The following is an 18,278-nucleotide window of genomic DNA, read 5'->3' as shown; positions in this document are numbered from 1 at the left end:
TGAAACCCGGCCACTCGAACAGGCAGAACCCCGATGGCAAGTGCCTCCACTCCTCCTTACCCGCTCCCCGCAACGACGCCGATCACCGTCGCCTTCGTCGCCTACCCGCAGATGGGCCTGCTCGACCTGAGCGGCGCCCAGACCGTGTTCTGGGCCGCCAGCAAGGCATTGGCCCAGCGCGGCCTGCCCGGCTATCACTTGCTGACGGCAAGCCTGCGCGGCGGGCTGGTGAGCACCGTCGAGGGACTGTCGGTGGACACCAGCGCGCTGGCTGAACTCGACCTCGCCGAGGTCGACACCCTGGTCGTCCCGGGCGCCCCGGAGATCGGCGAAACCCTCGACAGCCACGGTGAACTGGCCGCCTGGCTGAGCCACGCGGGGCCCAAAGTGCGGCGGGTGGCCTCCGTGTGCAGCGGCGCCTTCCTGCTGGCCAAGGCCGGGCTGCTCGACGGCTGCCGTGCGGCGACCCACTGGGCCCTGTGCGACACCCTGCAACAGCGCTTCCCGGCCCTGGAGGTGGACGCCGACGCAATCTTCATCCAGCAGGGCGCAGTCTGGACTTCCGCAGGGGTCACCGCCGGCATCGACCTCGCACTGGCGCTGGTGGAAGCCGACTGCGGCCGCGAGGTCAGCATGCAGGCGGCGCGCGAGCTGGTGGTCTACCTCAAGCGCCCCGGCGGGCAGGCGCAGTACAGCACCCTGCTGCAATTGCAGACCCAGGACAGCCCGGCCTTCGACGAGCTGCACCTGTGGCTGGCGGAGAATCTGGGGGATCCGGAGCTGACCGTGGAACGCCTCGCCGAGCAGGCGAAGATGAGCCTGCGCAACTTCTCCCGCGTGTACAAGGAACGCACCGGGCGCACACCGGCCAAGGCCATCGAACTGTTCCGCCTGGAAGCGGCGAAACGCCTGCTGGAAAACTCCTCGCGCAACATCGGGCAGATCGCCCGCGCCTGCGGTTTCGCCGACGAGGAACGGCTGCGCAGCACCTTCCAGCGCCACCTGTCGATCTCCCCGCGCGACTACCGCGGCCGCTTCAGCCGCTGAGCCTCGCTCAGGCCACGGCCAGCGCCAGCGAACGCTCCGGCTGCAGCTCCAGGTGGCGGGCGAAGCAGCCACGCAGCCAGCGTTCGCGCGGGTCGGCATGGCTGGTGCCGCGCCAGGCCATGGAAAGGTCCGGGCTCGACAGCGGCAGCGGCGCGTACTCGGCACGCAGGCCTTCCACCCGCGCCATCGCCTGGGCCACGTAGTCGGGCACAATCGCGAGCATGTCGCTACCGGCCAGCAGCGCCGGCAAGGCGCTGAACTGCGGCACTGCCAGCACCACCCGGCGCTGCCGGTCATGGCGCGCCAGCGCGCGGTCGACGTCGTCGGTCACCTTGCCCAGCGCGGACACCGCCACATGGGGCAGGCGGCAGAACTCGTCGAGACTCACCGGCCCGGCCGCCGAATCCGCGCGCAGCAGCATCGGCTGCACCGGGCGCAGGCTGCGGCAATGGGCGCTGGCCGGCAGCTCCTGGGCCTGGCCGATGCCCAGGGAGATGTCCCCGGCGACGAGCAGTTGCGGCAGCTGCCAGGAGTCCACCCGGCGCACCACCAGAGTGATGTTCGGCGCTTCGGCGCGCAGTTGCTGCATCAGCCGGGGCAACAACGCGTACTCGACTTCATCGCACAGCCCGACGTGGAAGGTTTCTTCGCTGGTGCGCGGGTCGAACTCCCGCGCGCAGCTCAGGGCCAGCGCGATACCTTCCAGGGCAGGCCCCAGGCGCACGTGGATTTCCTCGGCCCGCGCGGTGGGCTCCATCGCCCGCCCGCTGCGGATGAACAGCGGGTCGTCGAACATCGTCCGCAAGCGGTTCAGCGCACTGCTGACGGTGGTCTGGCAGAGGAACAGGCGTTCACCCGCCCGGGTCACGTTGCGCTCGCGCATCATGGTTTCGAAGACAACCAGCAAGTTGATATCGGCATGCCGCAGGTCATTTCTGTTCATGGGTTAGCCCGCCTGGTGAAGTTGCTCTCGAACAGCCTTTCGCTGGGCCCGTTCACTTCTCCAGGCTTGCGATGTGATTGCAGATTATTCAGGCGTAACCGCTGAGTCAGTTGTACATGGGTGCACTATCACCATCCGTTGGTTATCCGGACCGATACCTGGGTATTGCTCCGACAAACTTGTCGACGCAAATATCATCGAGATCAGACTGCCAGCCGGAATATCCATACCCAGGTGTTGCCCGACTATACCTAGGTATACTTCTCCACCTTGTCCGAGGGCGTATCTTGCAAGTACGGCAGGCGCCGCCACGAGCGCCCCAGAGGATGCAAAAGACGCAAATGCGCAACAAGGCTGTCATTGCAGTAGTCGACGACGATGAATCCCTTCGCACCGCGCTGGAAGGCCTGCTGCGCGCCACCGGCTACCTGGCGCGCACCTATGGCGGAGCCCGCGAGTTCCTGGGCTCCGACGGCCCGGAACTGGCCAGCTGCCTGATCTCCGATATCCAGATGCCGGGCATGTGCGGCGTGGAACTCTATGAAGCGCTGCGCAGCCGTGGCCTGGACCTTCCGGTGATCTTCATGACCGCCTACCCCGGCGAGCGGCCGCGCATCAGCACGGACATGCCCGGCGTGATCGCCTGCCTGCCCAAGCCGTTCGAAGCCGAACAATTGCTGGACTGCATCGAGACTGCCCTGCTGCTGAAATCCTGAACGCGCAACTCCCCCGCCAAGTTACTGCCCACCCCCTGTTTACTGCCCTGCAAAGTACTTCGCGCGGCTCCCCCTCGATACCTTCGTATAGTTCTCTTCCACACATGCGTAATTCCCGCACACCGATGTAGAAGTGCGCCCGGAAGTTCTCCTCCCTAGCATGGATTCACAGCGGACGACTGCAGACGGAACAACGCAAACCGAAGTTTGCAACTACCCGTCAGCGTCACGCCGAACTTGAAGCAGTGACTTCAAGGCAATTCATCCATTCGAGTCAGGAGCACATGATGAAACAGCAACTTCTGGTTATTGGCGCGGGCTTCGGTGGACTGTGGAGCGCTCTGAGCGCCGCCCGCCTGCTGGACATGCACGGCAACAACGATGTGGAGATCACCCTGCTCGCGCCGCAGGCCGAACTGCGCATCCGCCCGCGCTTCTACGAGCCCGATGTGCACAGCATGTTCGCTCCGCTGACCGAGCTGTTCGAGGCCGTGGGCGTGCGCTTCGTCAAGGGCACCGCCGAGAGCATCGACGAGCAGTCCCGCAAGGTCGGCTACCGCGACGAAACCGGCCGCACTGGCGAGCTGAGCTACGACCGCCTGGTACTGGCCAGCGGCAGCCAGCTGTCCCGCCCGCCGGTGCCGGGCCTGAAGGAACATGCCTTCGACGTCGACCAGATCGAATCGGCGGCGCACCTGGAAAGCCACCTGATGTCGCTGCGCAACCAGCCGGCCAGCCGCGCACGCAACACCGTGGTGATCGCCGGCGGCGGCTTCACCGGTATCGAGACCGGTACCGAAATGCCGGCCCGCCTGCGTGCGGTACTGGGTGAGGACCAGGACGTCCGCGTGGTCATCGTCGATCGCGGCGAGCGCATCGGCGCGGTGATGGGCGAAGGCATCCGCCCATCGATCATCGAGGCCTCCGACAGCCTGGGCATCGAATGGATCACCGGCGCCACGGTCGCCGCCGTGGACGCCAACGGCGTCACCCTCGCCGACGGCCGCCACATCGAGAGCCACACGGTGATCTGGACTGTGGGTTTCCGCGCCAGCCCGCTGACCGAACAGCTGACTGCCCAACGTGATGGTCAGGGCCGCCTGCACGTGGACGGCAACCTCAAGGTGCGCGGACTGCAGAACGTCTTCGCCGCCGGCGACGTCGCCTACGCCGCCACCGACGACATCGGCAACTTCGCCGCGATGTCCTGCCAGCACGCCATCAGCCTCGGGCGCCACGCCGGCAACAACGCCGCCGCCGACCTGCTGGGCGTCGCCCCGACCCAGTACCGCCAGCCCAAGTACGTCACCTGCCTCGACCTCGGCGCCTGGGGCGCCGTGTACACCGAAGGCTGGGACCGCCAGCTGAAGCTGGTGAAGGCCGAGGCCAAGGAACTCAAGACGCAGATCAACACCGTCTGGATCTACCCGCCGGCCGCCGACCGCCGCGCCGCCCTGGCCGCCGCCGACCCGCTGATCCCGGTGGCCTGATCGCTGCTCTGCCCGCACTCCCTCGCTCCGAGGGAGTGCCACTCGCCTGATGGACTCGACCTAACAAGCAACAGGAGAACCACCATGACCATGCACCTGAATACCTTCGCCCAGCCCGATGCCACCACCCCGGCCCAGGAACTGGTGCCTTCGCGTTACGCCCTGCGCGTGGGCGAGATCGACGTGCTGGTGGTCAGCGACGGCGTGCTGCCGCTGCCGACCGAAACCATGTCGACCAACGCCACCCCGGAAGAGCGCGCGGCGTGGTTCAAGGAAATGTACCTGGGCCCGGACATGTTCGACTGGGCACTGAACGTGCTGGTGGTGCGCAGCGGTGAGCAGACCATCCTGGTCGACGCCGGCCTGGGCAACCAGTTCCCCGGTTTCCCCCGCGCCGGGCAGTTCCCCAAGCGCCTGAAGGATGCCGGCATCGAGCTGTCGTCGATTACCGATATCGTGATCACCCACATGCACATGGACCACATCGGCGGGCTGCTCACCGACACCGTGAAGAACGGCCTGAGCCCCGAGGTGCGTATCCACGTCACGGCCACCGAAGTCGACTTCTGGAAGATCCCCGACTTCAGCCTGACCGAGATGCCGCAGCCGGTGCCGGACGTCCTGCGGCGCACCGCCAACGAGTTCATGGCCCACTACGAGAGCCGCCTGCACATCTTCGAGGACGAGCTCCAGGTAGCGCCGGGCGTGGTGGCGAAGCTCACCGGCGGCCACACCCCCGGCCACTGCATCGTCTACGTCGATTCTGCCGGCGAGCGCCTGACCTTTGCCGGTGATGCACTGTTCCCGGTGGCCTTCGACCATCCGGAATGGCACAACGGCTTCGAACACGACCCGGAAGAGTCTGTCCACGTGCGGGTGCGCCTGCTGCGCGAGGCGGCGGCCAGTGGCGAACTGTTCGTCGCCACCCACCTGCCCTTCCCCTCGGTGGGGCGCGTGGCCATCGACGGTGAAGCCTTCCGCTGGATCGCCGGCTTCTGGGATTACTGACAGCCAGCGCCGGACAGCCCCGCCCTGCTCACGCGGGACGGGGCTTTTGCGCCAGTCCGATTTCAGCGGAGAAAGCCTGCGGCTGATGTACCATGCCGCGCCGAAACCTCCGGCGAACCCTCTGCCTGGCTGCCTATGTCCTCCAACGCGCTGTACACCGACCTGTCCTCCTACTACGACCTGATGTGCGCCGACATCGACTACCAGGCGCAGAGCCACTGCGTGCGCCGCCTGCACCAGTTGTTCGGCAACCAGGGGCGCCGGCACCTGGACCTCGCCTGCGGGACCGGGCCGCACGTGCGCCACTTCCTCGACTTCGGCTACCAGAGCGCCGGACTGGACATCAACCAGCCGATGCTGGACATCGCCCAGCAGCGCTGCCCCGAGGCAAGCTTCAGCTGTCACGACATGGCGAGCTTCCGCGTCGACGAGCCGCTGGACCTGATCACCTGCTTCCTCTACTCGATCCACTACAACCCCGGCGTGGCAGAGCTGCAGGCATGCCTGGCGAGCGTGCACGAGGCGCTCGGGGACGGCGGCGTGTTCTGCTTCAACAGCGTGGACAAGGCGCTGATCGACAACAGCTCCTTCGTTCGCCACTCGGTCGAGCACGAGGGTAGCCAGTTCACCTTCGGCTCGGGCTGGTACTACGGCGGTGCGGGCGAGCGCCAGGCGCTGCGCCTGAGCATCGAGAGGACCAGCGCCGGCGAGACCCAGGCCTGGCAGGACGAACACGCCATGGTCGCCCTGACTTTCGCCGAGCTGCAGCGCCTGCTGCAGCCGCTCTTCGAGGTGCAGGTCTTCGAGCACGACTACGAGCGCATCACGCCCTGGGAGGGCACCTCGGGCAACGCATTGTTCGTCTGCGTAAAGCGCTGAGGCGACCTTCCCGGTACGCCCTCTCCCTCAGCGAATCTTGCCCACCGGCGTGAAATTGCCGGTGAGATGTCCACCCACGGTGTTCTTCGGCTTGTACTGGGCGTCGTGCTTGAGGCGTTCCTCCACGCTCGGGTCGATCGCCTCCTGGCCGAACGAGGTGTTGCCGATATCCCGGTAATGCGGCTGGGTGAACTGGCTGTAGGCGCCGCCGAGGAACTCCTTGTAGGAGTTGGTGATGGAGGGTCGTGGTGGGCAGGCTCGGGGTCTTGCCGGTGTCCACCGCCAGCCCGCACTCGATGGCCTTGTTGATCATCCACACCAGCGCGATATCCGACAGGCTGTTGTCCGCATAGCCGCCGCCGACGTTGGCATGGGCTCCGGAGAACCACACCTGTTCCACCCGCTGGTTGGGCTTGCTCTTGGGGTCCCACAGCGTGCACTGGTAATTCTTGCGCCACTCGTCGATGGCCAATGCGTGGAAGGCGTTGTGCACGATCGAGCTGAGCTCGGTGTCATGGAATTCGTAGTAGGCCTTGTTGAACCAGTCGAACGACTCCAGCGGCACGCCCAGCGCGCCCACGGTGTCCCAGATGCCGAGCATGTGGATGGTGATCTCCCGCGAGAAGCTGCCCCTGAACAGCCTGGCGCGCTCGGAGTCGGCGCCCTCGTCGCGGGTGCGGTAGAGCCCGTAGGCCTCGTTCGTCAGGTTGATGTGCTCGGGCTTGAGCAGCCCGGCGTTGCGGATCAGCCCCACCAGGCTGCGGGCGGTATAGGCCCCGCGACTGAAGCCGAACACATAGACCTGATCGCCCGCCTCGTAGGTACTGACCAGTTGCCGGTAGCCGTCGAGGATATTCTCTGAAAGCCCCACGCCGAATGCCCCGCCGGCCAGGCGGTCGTACCACGCGGTGCCGACGCCCTTGTCGTACCACTTGGCCTGCTGGGTGCCGTTGCTGTCCGCGGGAAGGATGGAAGCATGCAGCTTCCAGACGTTGGTACTTTTACTGCCCTTGATCTCGGACTTCGCGTCCGGGGTATTCCAGGTCCCGTCAAAGGAAATGATGATTTTCTTGGGCATGCCCTTTCTCCAGGGTCAGTGGCTCTGACTGCTCGGAACGTCCCGGTTCCTGGCCCATCCCCGGGTATCGCCCTCGACAGTGAACTGTAGCCCCCGGTCCGGACTGTCGACAGACTCGTGAGAACCACCTCAATTGGCATACCGTGCTGGCGGATTGCCTTCCCGCTACACATATGGTTAGGTGCCCTGGCCCCGAACGACTCCGCCGAGTACGCCAGAGGCGGCCTGGAGTGCCGGGTCCGCGCCCGCCACAGCTCCGCTGCCCGGCTCCCTTTGCTACGCCTTCACTGACGCGAACCCATGGTCACCACTGTCATCCTCAGCATGCTCTGCGTGCACCTGCTTTGTTTCAGCGTCATGTTCCTGCTGATCAGCACCCGGCTGAACGGCAAGAAAATGGGCATGGAAGTCTTCGCCCTGGGCAATTTCCTGCTGGGGCTCGCCTACATCCTGCAGCTGCTCGGCGGCCCGGCGCACTGGGGGGCGATGAGTGTCGTCAACCACACGATGACCCTCTGCGCCCCTGTCGCCTACGTCCTTGGCGCCCTGCGCTTCTTCGATCGACCGACCGCCGTGTGGCGGCCATTGCTCACGCTGGCTGTCCTCTACACGGCGCTGCAGCTCACGGTGCAATCCACCCTCGGAAGCGAAGCGCGGCACGCGCTGCTGGCGGGCTCGTGCGCCCTGCTGTTCCTGGGCATGGCCGTGGCAGTGCTCTATGCCCGGCAGAACGTCGCCCGGGACCTGCGCGTCGAGATGATCGTGTTCGCCGTACTGATTGGCGGCATCTGTGCGCTGAACGCCGCGAAGTTCGCGATGATCCTCCAGGGCGGGCTGGCAGCGCTGGACATGAACAGCGGCTTCCAGAAAGTCTTCTACCTCTACATGTCATTCCTCGGCACCGTGCTGCCGCCCTGCGCCGTCTGGCTGGTGCTGCGGCGCCTGACGGATGAGCTGCGCACCATGGCCGCCCATGACCCGCTGACGCAATTACTGAACCGCCGCGGGCTGGTCGAGGGGCTGGAAGCGCACTTCCGCTCCCGCAACGCCGGGCCTGCCTACCTGCTGATCGTGGACATCGATCACTTCAAGCAGATCAACGACAACCACGGCCACAAGGTCGGCGATCTCGTGCTGTCTCATGTGGCCCAGGTGCTCAAGGCCACCGCTCGCAAAGGCGACCTGACGTGCCGGCTGGGCGGCGAGGAGTTCGTCCTCGTCGGCCTGGACATGGACAGGACAGGCGCCCTGCAACTGGCCGAACGCGCCCGCGCGGCCATCGAAAAAAGCGAAGTACCGGGCGCGACGCCGGACCAGCCGATCCGCTGCACCGCCACCATCGGCGTCTCGGAAGCCTTCACCGGCACGCAGGCGCTCGACGAGTACCTGCAGCAGGCTGACCGCGCGCTCTACCGTGGCAAGACTGCCGGGCGCAATCGCGTCGAGGGGGCTTTCGCGTAGCAGCCGTCCCGGCTAGTTCCAGCGAAGGTTGAGGACGAGAAAGTTCAGCAGCACCCAGACGACCAGCACCAGGTGCGTCAGCTGCAGCCCCTCCTGGCGGATCCAGTAGCCGAACCAGAGCCCGCCCAGCAGCATGGCGAAGAGGAAGGCCAGCGCCGCACTGAGGCCGAGGTTCAGCCAGGGCCTGGCGGCGACGAGGCCGTCGCCCAGCAGCAGCTCGTAGCAGCCAGCCCAGGCGGGCAGCACCGCGACCGCCTGCAGCAGGACGACGACGATCAGCGCCAGGCGATGCAGCGCCGGCGAGGCCAGTGCGCGCGCGAGCAAGGGGAAGTCGATGGCGGGAGGCTGGCGCAGCGGCGCCATCGCCATGGTCGCGCCGACCGCTGCGACCGAGCTGGAGAAGGCGTGCAGGTTGTTGATCAGTGCGATGCTCAGCCAGAGACTGAAACCCAGGAAGCAGGTGGCCTGGAAAATCATCAGTGAAGTGTGGGTGTCCATACCGGGTCCTTGTGCGGTCATGTGCCGAATGCGCCAGCCCGCCGCCCGAAACAGCGGCGGCAGGCAGGCCCGGACGGACTCTAGGACCTCAACCTAGGTTGAGGTCAACACAGCGCATGACCCGGGTTCGGCCCCCGCGTCAGAAAGCCCCCTGCAGCGTGACCATGAAGTTGCGCGGCTCGCCGTAGAAGTTGCCCCAGGAAACGGCCCCCACGCTCTGGTAGTACTTCTTGTCGAACAGGTTGTTGCCGTTGAGCGCGACGGTCCAGTGGTCGTCGATGCGATAGCCCAGGCGGCCATTCCAGATGGCGTAGTCCGACTGCACCGACGTGACGTTCCCACTGCGCACGGAGACGTCGCTCTGGGCCGTCACACCCGCGCCCACGTTCCAGCGATCCAGTTCTCCGGCCAGTTGGTAGTCAGCCCAGGCGCGGAACAGGTGGCGCGGGAAATAGGTGGTGGTGAAGGTCGGTTCCTGCGGGTTCTCCTCAGCGCTGTTGAGGTACTTGGTCTGGGTATAGGTGTAGCCGGCCAGCAGTTGCAGCCGGTCGATGACCTCGCCACTGACTTCCGCCTCGAAGCCCTGGGCCCGGACCTTGCCTACGTCGGTGTAGCAGTAGCCGTCGGAGGAGCCGAGGCAGGTGGTGTCGTAGTTGGCTTCCGCGCGATGCTCCTCGACCGTGCGGAAGAGGTTGAATGCCGTGTTGACGCGGCCGTCCAGCAACTCCCCCTTGATGCCAAGTTCGTAGCTGGCCCCGGTCTTGGGTTGCAGCGGGCTGCCGGACTCGTCGGTGTAGGTGCTCTGCGGCTGGAAGATATCCGCGTAGCTGGTGTAGACGGACCACTGGTCGTTGAGGTCGTAGATCAGCGCCGCAAACGGCGTGACCTGGCCGTTTTCCTGGCTGCGGTCGTGCTGCCAGTAGTCCCAGGCCTGGGTGTAGGAATCGCGGCTGTTGCGATACCAGCTGACACGCGAGCCAAGGACGAAGGTCAGCGGCTCGGCGAGCTTCAGGCGCAGGGTGGCGTAGGTGCCGAACTGCCTCGTGTCCGACTCGGTGGGAATCGGGCCGCCACGGTAGGAGTTGGGGGCATAGAAATCATCCGCCGGCTCGGGAATGTGCGGGTTGGGGTGGAACGGGTCCTGGGTAGCGCCCAAGAGGCTCGACATGTTGATCAATGCCCAGCGGTCATGGGTCTTGGCGCGGCTGGCGTTGGCGCCGACTGTCAGTTCGTGCTGCAGGCCGAAGGCATCGAATTTGCCATCCAGGTAGGCATCGAAGCCATAGTCGGTCTGGTCGTAGTCGAACAGCCCGGAATACACCGAGGAAGGCGCCGAGGTCGCGCCCGGCGCAACGCCGCCTGAGGTCTCGGACAGCGCGTATTTCATGTTCTGGTCGTTGTGCGTCCAGACGCCAGCGAACTTGAAGGCCCAGTCCTCATTCAGCTGCTGGGACAGATCGGCGAACAGCGTGGTGCGCTCGCTCTCCCAGTTGTTCCAGGATGCGCCCAGGCAGGTCGAGCGACTGAGCTTCAGGTCCTTGCCATTGCTGTAGCGCGGCAGGCCGTGCCAGCAGGGCGTCGCGTCGAGCTTTTCGTAGGCGACGCCCAGGCCCAGCGTCGTGTCGGGGCTGACGTCGTAATCCAGCGCGCCATAGAGAATCTGGTCATTGCGCTTGCCAACATCGTAGAAATACTGGCGATCCTGCAACGCCACCACGGTGCGACCGCGCAGCGTACCGGACTCGTTGAGCGGCCCACCGACATCCACCTGGCCACGATAGTTGTCCCACGAGCCGGCCGAGAGCGACAGCCTGGTTTGCGGCACACCCTGGCCACGCTTGCGGACGAAGTTCACCCCGCCGGTGGAGCTTCCCGAACCCTTCATCATGCCCGCCGCGCCCTTGAGTACTTCAACGCGATCGTAGAAGGCCATGTCCCCGGAAAAGCTGTTGGCCTGCACGTACTCGCCACCGACATCCAGCGGCACGCCGTCGTACTGGTACTGCCCCTGCATCATGAAGCCACGGGAATAGAAATACTTGCCGCCCATGGGCGACTCGTACACGGCGATTCCCGGCGTCTTCTCCATCGCCTGATCGATGGTGGTGATGTTCTGGTCATCCATGTAGCGGCGGGTCAGGACGGTGACCGACTGCGGCGTCTCGCGCAGGCTGTGCGCGCCCTTGCCGATGCTCACCGCGCGGGCGCTGTAGGAGTTGGTGCCCTCGGTGGTCGGGTCCAGCAGTTGGCTGGAGACGGTGGTGGCATCCATCTCCAGCACCGCGTCCGACGGCGCCGGCACCAGGCCGTAGCCACCGTTGTCCAGGCGCCGCACCGTCAGCTTCGTCCCCGACAGGATGCGGGCGAAGCCGTCCTCGACGCCGTACTCTCCGTTCAACCCGCCACTGCGCTTGCCTTCGGTCAGGCCCGCGTTCACCGAGATCGGGATGCCGGCGCGGCGCCCGAACTCGCCGAGCACCTGGTCCAGCGGGCCGGCGGGGATGGCGTACTGCTGGGTGCGGGTAGCGGTGGATTCGGCCTGCACCGGCATGGCCGGCAGCAGGGTGAGCGTGGAGCAGGACAGCAGGGCCAGGCCAAGCGACTGGCGCAGGGCGCGGGTGATGGGGTGAAGCGTCATGGGCAGAGGGTCCGTTTCTCGTTGTTGGCCCGCAGGTGCGAGCAGGGATTTCTCCCTAGGCCAAGCGAGAAACAAAAACCTGCCGACTTTTCGAGAATTATTTTCATTGGCGCGATCTGGCGGTCTTCGCCGCTTTAACGCGGGCCCACCGTCACCCAGTAACGCGTGCGGCGCTGGATGCGCACCGGCAGGCTGTCCTGCAGCATCGCCAGCACCTGGTCGGTGTCGCCCAGCGGGTAGGAGCCGCTCAGGCGAATGCCCGCAACGGCGGGGTCGCAGCGCAGCAGGCCGGGGCGATAGCGATCCAGCTCGGCGAGAAAGTCCGCCAGGCGCATGCGCTCGGCCACCAGGTAGCCGTCGACCCAGGCGCCGTCGTTCACGTCCAGCGCCTGCGGAGCGCTGACGCCGGCCGCGCCAATGCGGGCCTGCGAGCCAGCCTCGATCACCCTCGCCTCGCCGCCGGCCAGGGAACTGGCGGCGACACGGCCCTGGGTCACCGCCAGCAGAGTGCCGCGCCCGTCGTTCTCGCGACGGACGCGAAAGCGCGTGCCCAGCGGTTGCAGCACGGCGTCGCCGCTGACGACCCGCAACGGCCGCCCGGCGCTGTCGCGGGCGGTGAGAATCTCGATCTCGCCGTAACGCAGGCGCAGCTCACGAACGCGGTCGGTGTAATGCAGATCGACCGCCGTGGCCGTGTTGAGCCACAGCTGCGTACCATCGGGCAGCGTGCGCTGCGTACGTTCGCCGGTTGCGGTGTGGTAATCCGCCATGGCGCCCTGCACCCAGGGCGTATCGCGCCCCTGCCAGGCCAGGCCACCGAGCAGGCCGAAGCCGACCAGCACCTTGAGCGCCTTGCGCCGGTCCATTTCGTCGTAGTGCCGGCGCCCGGCCAGTTGCCGCAGCAGCGGGTCGGCCAGCCGCCCGGCGTGGCGCTGCAGGCCCAGCGGGATGCTGCTCAGACGCTGCCAGGCACGCTCGTGCTCGCTGTCGGCCTCACGCCAGAGCAGCAACTGGCGCTGCTCAGCCTCGCTCATGCAGCCCGACTGGGCCAGGGTGAACCAGGCAATCGCCTGGTCGCGGATGACATCGGAAATCGGCCGGGAATCGCCGTCGCGGGACATGGCGCTCATTCGAACCAGCACGCGTAGCAGGCGGTGAAGGCCTTGCTCATCGCCTTCTGCACCTGGTTGACGCTCAGCTCCAGGCGCAGGGCGATCTGCGGGTAGGTCAGGCCGTCCAGCTGCGACATCAGGAAGATTTCCCGCACTTGCGGCGCGAGGCCGTGCAGGAGTTCGTCGATTTCCACCAGCGCTTCGATCAGCAGCAGGCGCTCTTCCTCCGAAGGGGCTACCGCCTCAGGCCGCGCAGCCAGCGCTTCCAGATAGGCACGCTCGACCGCCTGGCGGCGCCAGCGGTTGATCAGCAGGCTGTTGGCGATGGTGGCGAGGTAGGCCAGCGGCTGGCGCAGGTCGGCGATGGCGCTGCGCGAACGCATCACGCGCACAAAGGTGTCCTGGGCCAGGTCCTCGGCATCGGCTTGCTCGCCCAGGCGGCGACGCAGCCAGCCTTTCAGCCAGCCATGATGGGCAATGTAAAGCCGCTCAACATCCCTTTCGAATGCCCGCTCGCTGTCCATGAACGTCCAGTTTTGTTAAACATGATAATCGTTCTCAACAATACTGGATTTGCCCTGCCCTGCGCAATTCGGGCTGAACGCCGAGGGGATGACCTCTGCGTGCAGAAGTTCATCCCCCTGCCCCCTTCAGGGCTTGATGGCGATCTTCAGCACGCCGTCGCGCTGGTGGGCGAACAGGTCGTAGGCCTCGACGATGTTGTCGAGCGCGTAGTGGTGCGTCACCAGCGAGCCGAAGTCGGCGCGGTTCGACTCGATGATGCTCATCAGCCGGCGCATGCGCTCCTTGCCGCCGGGACACAGCGCGGTGTTGATGCGGTGGTCGCCCAGGCCGGCGGCGAAGGCGGACAGCGGAATCTGCACGTCCTTGGAATAAACGCCCAGGCTCGACAGGGTCCCGCCCGGCTTGAGCACTTTCATCGCCTGTTCGAAGGTACTCGGCAGGCCCAGGCACTCGATGGATGAATCCGCGCCGCGGCCGCCGGTGAGCTTCATCACCTCTTCCACTACGTCGCACTGCGTGAAGTCCAGAGTGACGTCGGCGCCCATGTTGCGGGAGATATCCAGCCGGTGTGCGTTGCCATCCACCGCGATGATGGTCGAGGCCCCCAGCAGGCGTGCGCCAGCCGTCGCGCACAGGCCGATCGGCCCCTGGGCGAAGATGACCACGGTGTCACCGATGCGGATGTTGGCGTTCTCGGCCCCCTTGAAGCCGGTCGACATGATGTCGGGGCACATCAGTACCTGTTCGTCGGTGAGGCTGTCCGGGATCGGCGCGAGGTTGCCTTCGGCATCCGGCACCAGCACGTACTCGGCCTGGGTACCATCGATCAGGTTGCCGAAGCGCCAGCCGGCGGTGGCCTTGTAGCCGTGGCAGGCGCAGCGGCCGCTCTCGATCAGGTAGCTGCCGTCCTGCGAGGGCACGCCGTCCTGTGCGGCATAGGAGTTGAAGTTCGGGCAGATCGCGCCGGCGATGACCCGCTGGCCTTCGCGGTAGCCTTTGACGGCGCTGCCGAGCTTCTCGATGATGCCGACCGGTTCGTGGCCGACGGTCAGCCCCTTCGCCACCGGGTATTCACCCTTGAGGATGTGCACGTCGGTGCCGCAGATGGTGGTCGTGGTGATGCGGATCAGCGCGTCGTTGGGGCCGATTTCCGGGATGGGCTTGTCCGCCAGTTCGATTCGCCCGGGTTCCACGAAGATCGCCGCTTTCATCATTGCCATCGCTCTTTCTCCTTGCTCGGAATGCGCCATGGGTGCACATGGCCGGAGACGGCGCGGACCGCTGGATCGCGGCAACCGGCCGACCCGACCAGTGTGCTCGGCCGGGGCGAAGTCCGGTTGATGCATATCAAGCGCGGGGAAGCTCGCCCTTCGGCCTGCCTGCCGCCAGGCGATTGGCCGCTGGCGACCCGATGGAGCATTGACCCGGATGGCCGGAAAACAAGTCGCGATCTGCCCGCCGGTCTACTCGCACTCCAGGCTGTAGCCGACGCCGTAAACCGAGCGGATCGGATCGACCGCCGGGGTGATGGCGGTCAGCTTGCGCCGCAGGTTCTTCACGTGGCTGTCCACGGTGCGGTCGGCGACCACCCGGTGGTCCTGGTAGATGTGGTTCATCAGCTGGTCGCGCGACAGCACCTGCCCCGGCCGCGCCGCCAGCGCGGCAAGCATGCGAAACTCCACCGGCGTGAGGTCCAGCGCGATGCCCTGGTAGCGCGCGTGGAAGGTGCGCGCATCCAGCTCCAGCCCGAAGCTCGACGCCTGGGTGCCGGTGCGCCGCAGCACGGCCTTGACCCGCGCTACCAGCTCGCGCGGCGAGAAGGGTTTGCAGATGTAGTCGTCGGCGCCCAGCTCCAGGCCGAGCAGACGGTCGATCTCGTCGACACGCGCGGTCATCATGATGATCGGCAGGCGGCTGAAGCCGCGCAGCTCGCGGCAGATGTCGAGGCCGTCGCGGCCCGGCAGCATCAGGTCGAGCAGCATCAGGTCGTAGTGCTTGCCACGGACCGCCGGGACCACCTCCTGACCGTCGGCGATATGTTCCACCTCGAAGCTCGCGGCACGCAGGTAGTCGCCCACCAGCGCGGCCAGCTTGGGTTCGTCTTCCACCAGCAGGATCTGTCCCTGGCTCACGCTTCACCTCCGGCGACCGGGAGTTCCAGTGTCAGCAGCAAACCGCCCAGCGCCGAGGCCCTGGCGCTCAGTTTGCCGCCATGCACCTCGGCGATGCCCCGGCAGATCGCCAGCCCGAGCCCGGTGCCACCGCTGGCGCGGTTGCGCGACCGTTCGGCACGGTAGAAGCGCTCGAACAGGCGCTCCAGCGAAGCCGCGTCCACACCCGGCGCGCTGTCCTCGCACTGCACCAGCACCCGCTCGCCGTCGCGCAGCGCGCGCAGCACCGTCTGGCCGCCGCTGTCAGTGTAGCGGCGGCTGTTTTCCAGCAGGTTGTGCAGCAGCTGACCAAGGCGAGATTCGTCGCCCAGCACCCACAACGGCTGCTCCGGCAGTTCCACGCGCAACGTCAGGCCGCGCTCGGCGAAGCTCGCCTGGAAGGCCTCGGCCACCACCGGCAGCAGCACGCGCAGGTCGATGCGCTCGCGGCGGTAGGTCGGCCCGCCGACCTCGGCCAGGGACAGGTCGAACAGGTCATCCACCAGCTTGGTCAGCGCGCCCACCTCGCCCTGCAGCGAGCGCAACGCGGTGGCGTCCAGCGGGCGGATGCCGTCCTCCATCGCCTCCAGTTCGGCGCGCATCACCGCCAGCGGCGTGCGCAGTTCGTGGGAGATGTCGGCCATGAAATCGCGGCGCATGCGCTCGTTGCCGGCCAGGGTCGTGGCCATGCGGTTGAAGTCGCCGGCCAGTTGCCCGGCTTCGTCCTGCGAACGCACCGGCACCTGGATCGCATAGTCGCCGGCCGCCAGCTCATGGGTAGCGCGCGCCACCTCGCGGATTGGCCGCAACAGCGCGCGGCTCAGCCACCAGGCGATCACTGCGGTGCCCAGCAGGCAGGCCAGGCCGACCAGCAGGCTGGAGCGCAGCTGGTTGAGCTGGAAGCGCCGGTCACCGACGCTGGTCACCGATTGCAGCGGTGCCAGGGCCATCCAGCCGACCACGCGCCCTTCAAAGTTGATCGGCCGCAGCAGCATGTCGCCGGCGGCGGCGCGGTAGCCGATGATCGGTTTGCGCTGCTCGTCCAGCAGGGCGAAGCGGACGAAGGCACCGGTGAGGTCGGAGACGGTGAGCAGGCTGGGGTCGAAGGTCTTGTCGTCCTTGATGTCGTCCGGGCGCAGCAGTTCGAACCACTGGTCCTGGTCGCGGCGGATGAAGTCCCAGCTGCCGTTCTGCGCGTAGGCCTGCTCGATGCGCGGGACGATACGCTCCATGCGTTCCTCGGCCTGCTGGTTGAGGTAGCCGAGGAAACCGTACTTCAGGCTCAGGTAGGCGGCGAACACCATGCCCAGCACGGCGAAGGCGCACACCGCGAGCATGGCCAGGAAGAACTTGCTGGAAAGACTGACTTTCATGGCACCGCCGGGGCAATCGAAACTGCCGTCATTGAAGCGCGGCCCCCCGCATGGGGCAAGGCAGCACGGGCAATCTCCCACTTTTCTGCACAATGGCTGCACATTTGCCGAGCAGCCTGGATCGTGAAAATCATTCCGGTCCGGAGTCCCACGGATGTCCTCCTTCTTCCCCTCGTTTTCCCCCTTGTCGCGTGCCCTGTTGCTGGGCACCGGCCTGTTCGTCCTCGGCGGTTGCCGCGATGAGAGCGCCGCCCCCACCCTGCCCGTGCAGGAAGTCGCGGTGTACCACGTCGCCAGCGCGCCCCAGGCCCTGAGCACCACCCTGCCCGGCCGCGCCAGCGCGCACCTGGTCGCCGAGATTCGCCCGCAGGTGGGCGGAATCCTGCTCAAGCGCCTGTTCGAGGAAGGCGCGACGGTGAAGGCCGGCCAGGCGCTCTACCAGATCGACCCGCAGACCTACGAGGCCGCCCTCGCCCAGGCCGAGGCCAGCGTCACTTCGGCACGCGCCACGCTCAAGGCGGCCGAGCTGAAAGCCAAGCGCGACGCGCAGCTGGTGAAGATCGACGCCATCAGCGCCGAGGACAACGAAAGCGCCCAGGCCTCGCTGCTCGAAGCCCGCGCCAGCCTGCAATCGGCGCAAGCCGCGCTGCGCACCGCGCGGATCAACCTCGGCTACACGAAGATCAATGCGCCCATCGCCGGTCGCACGTCCACCTCGTCGGTCACCGCCGGTGCGCTGGTCACCGCCGAGCAGACCACCGCGCTGACCACCGTGCAGCAGCTCGACCCGATCTACGTCGACTTCACCCAGCCCAGCACCACCCTGCTGCGCCTCAAGCGCGAGCTGGCCGAAGGCAAGCTTACGCGCGCCGAGGAGAAAGACGCCGCGCGCATCAGCCTGCAGCTGGAGGACGGCAGCACCTATGCCCACGACGGCACCCTCACCTTCAACGGCGTGAGCGTGGATGAGAGCACCGGCAGCGTGACCCTGCGCGCCCTGGTGCCCAACCCCGACGGCCTGCTGCTTCCGGGCATGTACATCAAGGCGACGTTGCAGGAGGGCGTGCAACCGGACGCTATCCTGGTGCCGCAGCAGGGCGTCAGTCGCGACGAGCGCGGCGGTGCCACCGCGCTGGTGGTGGTGGACGGCAAGGTCGAGCAGCGCGAGCTGACTCTGGACCGCGCCGTGGGCAATCGCTGGTGGGTGAGCAAGGGGCTGGAGGATGGCGATCAGTTGATCGTCCAGGGTCTGCAGAAGGTCCGCGTCGGCCAGCCGGTGCAGGCCATCGACTGGAAGAGCGGCAACGCCGGCGACACCAGCCTGACCGCCCGCAACGACAGCACCGACTGAGGCCCAAGC

16 protein-coding genes are annotated in these 18,278 nt (G+C 66.6%); 7 read left to right on the top strand and 9 right to left on the bottom strand.

Annotation, left to right across the window (positions count from 1 at the left end):
* The first annotated feature begins 33 nt into the window (after nt 1–33).
* Entirely contained in the window at nt 34–1,047 is a 1,014-nt protein-coding gene (locus IB273_RS15585) for a GlxA family transcriptional regulator (RefSeq protein ID WP_192224454.1), read from the top strand.
* A gap of 7 nt (nt 1,048–1,054) precedes the next feature.
* Here IB273_RS15585 and IB273_RS15580 read toward each other — a convergent pair whose 3' ends face one another.
* The gene (locus IB273_RS15580; protein WP_192224453.1) at nt 1,055–1,990 is read right to left on the bottom strand and encodes a LysR family transcriptional regulator; all 936 of its coding nucleotides are present in this window, start codon (nt 1,988–1,990) and stop codon (nt 1,055–1,057) included.
* 326 nt (nt 1,991–2,316) lie between these two features.
* On the opposite strand from IB273_RS15580, the gene IB273_RS15575 reads away from it, so the two are divergent.
* From IB273_RS15575 to IB273_RS15560, 4 genes are all read left to right on the top strand, one after another.
* Complete coding sequence (locus IB273_RS15575) at nt 2,317–2,706, top strand: response regulator transcription factor (protein WP_167523207.1); 390 nt, start codon at nt 2,317–2,319, stop codon at nt 2,704–2,706.
* Between the two features lie 287 nt (nt 2,707–2,993).
* Entirely contained in the window at nt 2,994–4,196 is a 1,203-nt protein-coding gene (locus IB273_RS15570; RefSeq protein WP_151187519.1) for an NAD(P)/FAD-dependent oxidoreductase, read from the top strand.
* An 84-nt stretch (nt 4,197–4,280) separates the two neighbouring features.
* A complete protein-coding gene (locus IB273_RS15565) occupies nt 4,281–5,204 on the top strand; it encodes an MBL fold metallo-hydrolase (RefSeq protein WP_151187520.1) in 924 nt (307 codons plus the stop codon).
* Nucleotides 5,205–5,339: 135 nt separating this feature from the next.
* Complete coding sequence (locus tag IB273_RS15560) at nt 5,340–6,083, top strand: class I SAM-dependent DNA methyltransferase (protein ID WP_192224452.1); 744 nt, start codon at nt 5,340–5,342, stop codon at nt 6,081–6,083.
* On the opposite strand, the gene IB273_RS15555 is transcribed toward IB273_RS15560, so the two are convergent.
* Nucleotides 6,028–7,161 (bottom strand): DUF2235 domain-containing protein, encoded by a 1,134-nt coding sequence (locus IB273_RS15555; protein WP_225610165.1) that lies wholly within the window; start codon nt 7,159–7,161, stop codon nt 6,028–6,030. The two genes, IB273_RS15560 and IB273_RS15555, sit on opposite strands and share 56 nt — an antisense overlap.
* Before the next feature lie 300 nt (nt 7,162–7,461).
* Between IB273_RS15555 and IB273_RS15550 the strand changes: the two genes are divergently transcribed.
* Nucleotides 7,462–8,622: a GGDEF domain-containing protein gene (locus tag IB273_RS15550; RefSeq protein WP_192224451.1), complete on the top strand. Its 1,161-nt coding sequence runs from the start codon at nt 7,462–7,464 to the stop codon at nt 8,620–8,622.
* 12 nt (nt 8,623–8,634) lie between these two features.
* Here the strand turns inward: IB273_RS15550 and IB273_RS15545 are convergent, their stop codons facing one another.
* The 7 genes from IB273_RS15545 to IB273_RS15515 all read right to left on the bottom strand — a co-directional run bounded on the left by IB273_RS15545 (nt 8,635) and on the right by IB273_RS15515 (nt 16,918).
* Entirely contained in the window at nt 8,635–9,120 is a 486-nt protein-coding gene (locus tag IB273_RS15545) for a DUF2165 family protein (RefSeq protein ID WP_192224450.1), read from the bottom strand.
* 139 nt (nt 9,121–9,259) lie between these two features.
* Nucleotides 9,260–11,758, bottom strand: coding sequence for a TonB-dependent siderophore receptor (locus tag IB273_RS15540; RefSeq protein ID WP_192224449.1), 2,499 nt, complete (start codon nt 11,756–11,758; stop codon nt 9,260–9,262).
* Between the two features lie 134 nt (nt 11,759–11,892).
* Nucleotides 11,893–12,888, bottom strand: coding sequence for a FecR domain-containing protein (locus IB273_RS15535; protein WP_192211265.1), 996 nt, complete (start codon nt 12,886–12,888; stop codon nt 11,893–11,895).
* Nucleotides 12,885–13,394 (bottom strand): sigma-70 family RNA polymerase sigma factor, encoded by a 510-nt coding sequence (locus tag IB273_RS15530; protein ID WP_192224448.1) that lies wholly within the window; start codon nt 13,392–13,394, stop codon nt 12,885–12,887. Before IB273_RS15530 ends, IB273_RS15535 begins: the two co-directional genes overlap by 4 nt.
* 126 nt (nt 13,395–13,520) lie before the next feature.
* Nucleotides 13,521–14,615: an NAD(P)-dependent alcohol dehydrogenase gene (locus IB273_RS15525; protein ID WP_081518434.1), complete on the bottom strand. Its 1,095-nt coding sequence runs from the start codon at nt 14,613–14,615 to the stop codon at nt 13,521–13,523.
* A gap of 243 nt (nt 14,616–14,858) precedes the next feature.
* Nucleotides 14,859–15,527, bottom strand: coding sequence for a response regulator (locus tag IB273_RS15520; RefSeq protein ID WP_081518435.1), 669 nt, complete (start codon nt 15,525–15,527; stop codon nt 14,859–14,861).
* Nucleotides 15,524–16,918, bottom strand: a complete 1,395-nt coding sequence (locus IB273_RS15515; RefSeq protein WP_192224447.1) for an ATP-binding protein — start codon at nt 16,916–16,918, stop codon at nt 15,524–15,526. Before IB273_RS15515 ends, IB273_RS15520 begins: the two co-directional genes overlap by 4 nt.
* Before the next feature lie 154 nt (nt 16,919–17,072).
* On the opposite strand from IB273_RS15515, the gene IB273_RS15510 reads away from it, so the two are divergent.
* On the top strand, nt 17,073–18,269 hold the full coding sequence (locus IB273_RS15510; RefSeq protein WP_192224446.1) for an efflux RND transporter periplasmic adaptor subunit: 1,197 nt from the start codon (nt 17,073–17,075) through the stop codon (nt 18,267–18,269).
* Nucleotides 18,270–18,278: the final 9 nt, after the last annotated feature.

Source organism: Pseudomonas sp. PDM19 (genome assembly GCF_014852215.1).
Lineage (GTDB): Bacteria > Pseudomonadota > Gammaproteobacteria > Pseudomonadales > Pseudomonadaceae > Pseudomonas.
Note: the sequence above shows the minus strand (reverse complement) of the source record. Positions and strands in the feature narration are given on the sequence as shown.

Excerpts from the sequence above, each read along its gene's own strand:
- IB273_RS15585 (WP_192224454.1), top strand. The coding sequence starts at position 34 with ATGGCAAGTGCCTCCACTCCTCCTTACCCGCTCCCCGCAACGACGCCG.
- IB273_RS15580 (WP_192224453.1), bottom strand. The coding sequence starts at position 1,990 with ATGAACAGAAATGACCTGCGGCATGCCGATATCAACTTGCTGGTTGTC.
- IB273_RS15575 (WP_167523207.1), top strand. The coding sequence starts at position 2,317 with ATGCAAAAGACGCAAATGCGCAACAAGGCTGTCATTGCAGTAGTCGAC.
- IB273_RS15570 (WP_151187519.1), top strand. The coding sequence starts at position 2,994 with ATGAAACAGCAACTTCTGGTTATTGGCGCGGGCTTCGGTGGACTGTGG.
- IB273_RS15565 (WP_151187520.1), top strand. The coding sequence starts at position 4,281 with ATGACCATGCACCTGAATACCTTCGCCCAGCCCGATGCCACCACCCCG.
- IB273_RS15560 (WP_192224452.1), top strand. The coding sequence starts at position 5,340 with ATGTCCTCCAACGCGCTGTACACCGACCTGTCCTCCTACTACGACCTG.
- IB273_RS15555 (WP_225610165.1), bottom strand. The coding sequence starts at position 7,161 with ATGCCCAAGAAAATCATCATTTCCTTTGACGGGACCTGGAATACCCCG.
- IB273_RS15550 (WP_192224451.1), top strand. The coding sequence starts at position 7,462 with ATGGTCACCACTGTCATCCTCAGCATGCTCTGCGTGCACCTGCTTTGT.
- IB273_RS15545 (WP_192224450.1), bottom strand. The coding sequence starts at position 9,120 with ATGGACACCCACACTTCACTGATGATTTTCCAGGCCACCTGCTTCCTG.
- IB273_RS15540 (WP_192224449.1), bottom strand. The coding sequence starts at position 11,758 with ATGACGCTTCACCCCATCACCCGCGCCCTGCGCCAGTCGCTTGGCCTG.
- IB273_RS15535 (WP_192211265.1), bottom strand. The coding sequence starts at position 12,888 with ATGAGCGCCATGTCCCGCGACGGCGATTCCCGGCCGATTTCCGATGTC.
- IB273_RS15530 (WP_192224448.1), bottom strand. The coding sequence starts at position 13,394 with ATGGACAGCGAGCGGGCATTCGAAAGGGATGTTGAGCGGCTTTACATT.
- IB273_RS15525 (WP_081518434.1), bottom strand. The coding sequence starts at position 14,615 with ATGGCAATGATGAAAGCGGCGATCTTCGTGGAACCCGGGCGAATCGAA.
- IB273_RS15515 (WP_192224447.1), bottom strand. The coding sequence starts at position 16,918 with ATGAAAGTCAGTCTTTCCAGCAAGTTCTTCCTGGCCATGCTCGCGGTG.
- IB273_RS15510 (WP_192224446.1), top strand. The coding sequence starts at position 17,073 with ATGTCCTCCTTCTTCCCCTCGTTTTCCCCCTTGTCGCGTGCCCTGTTG.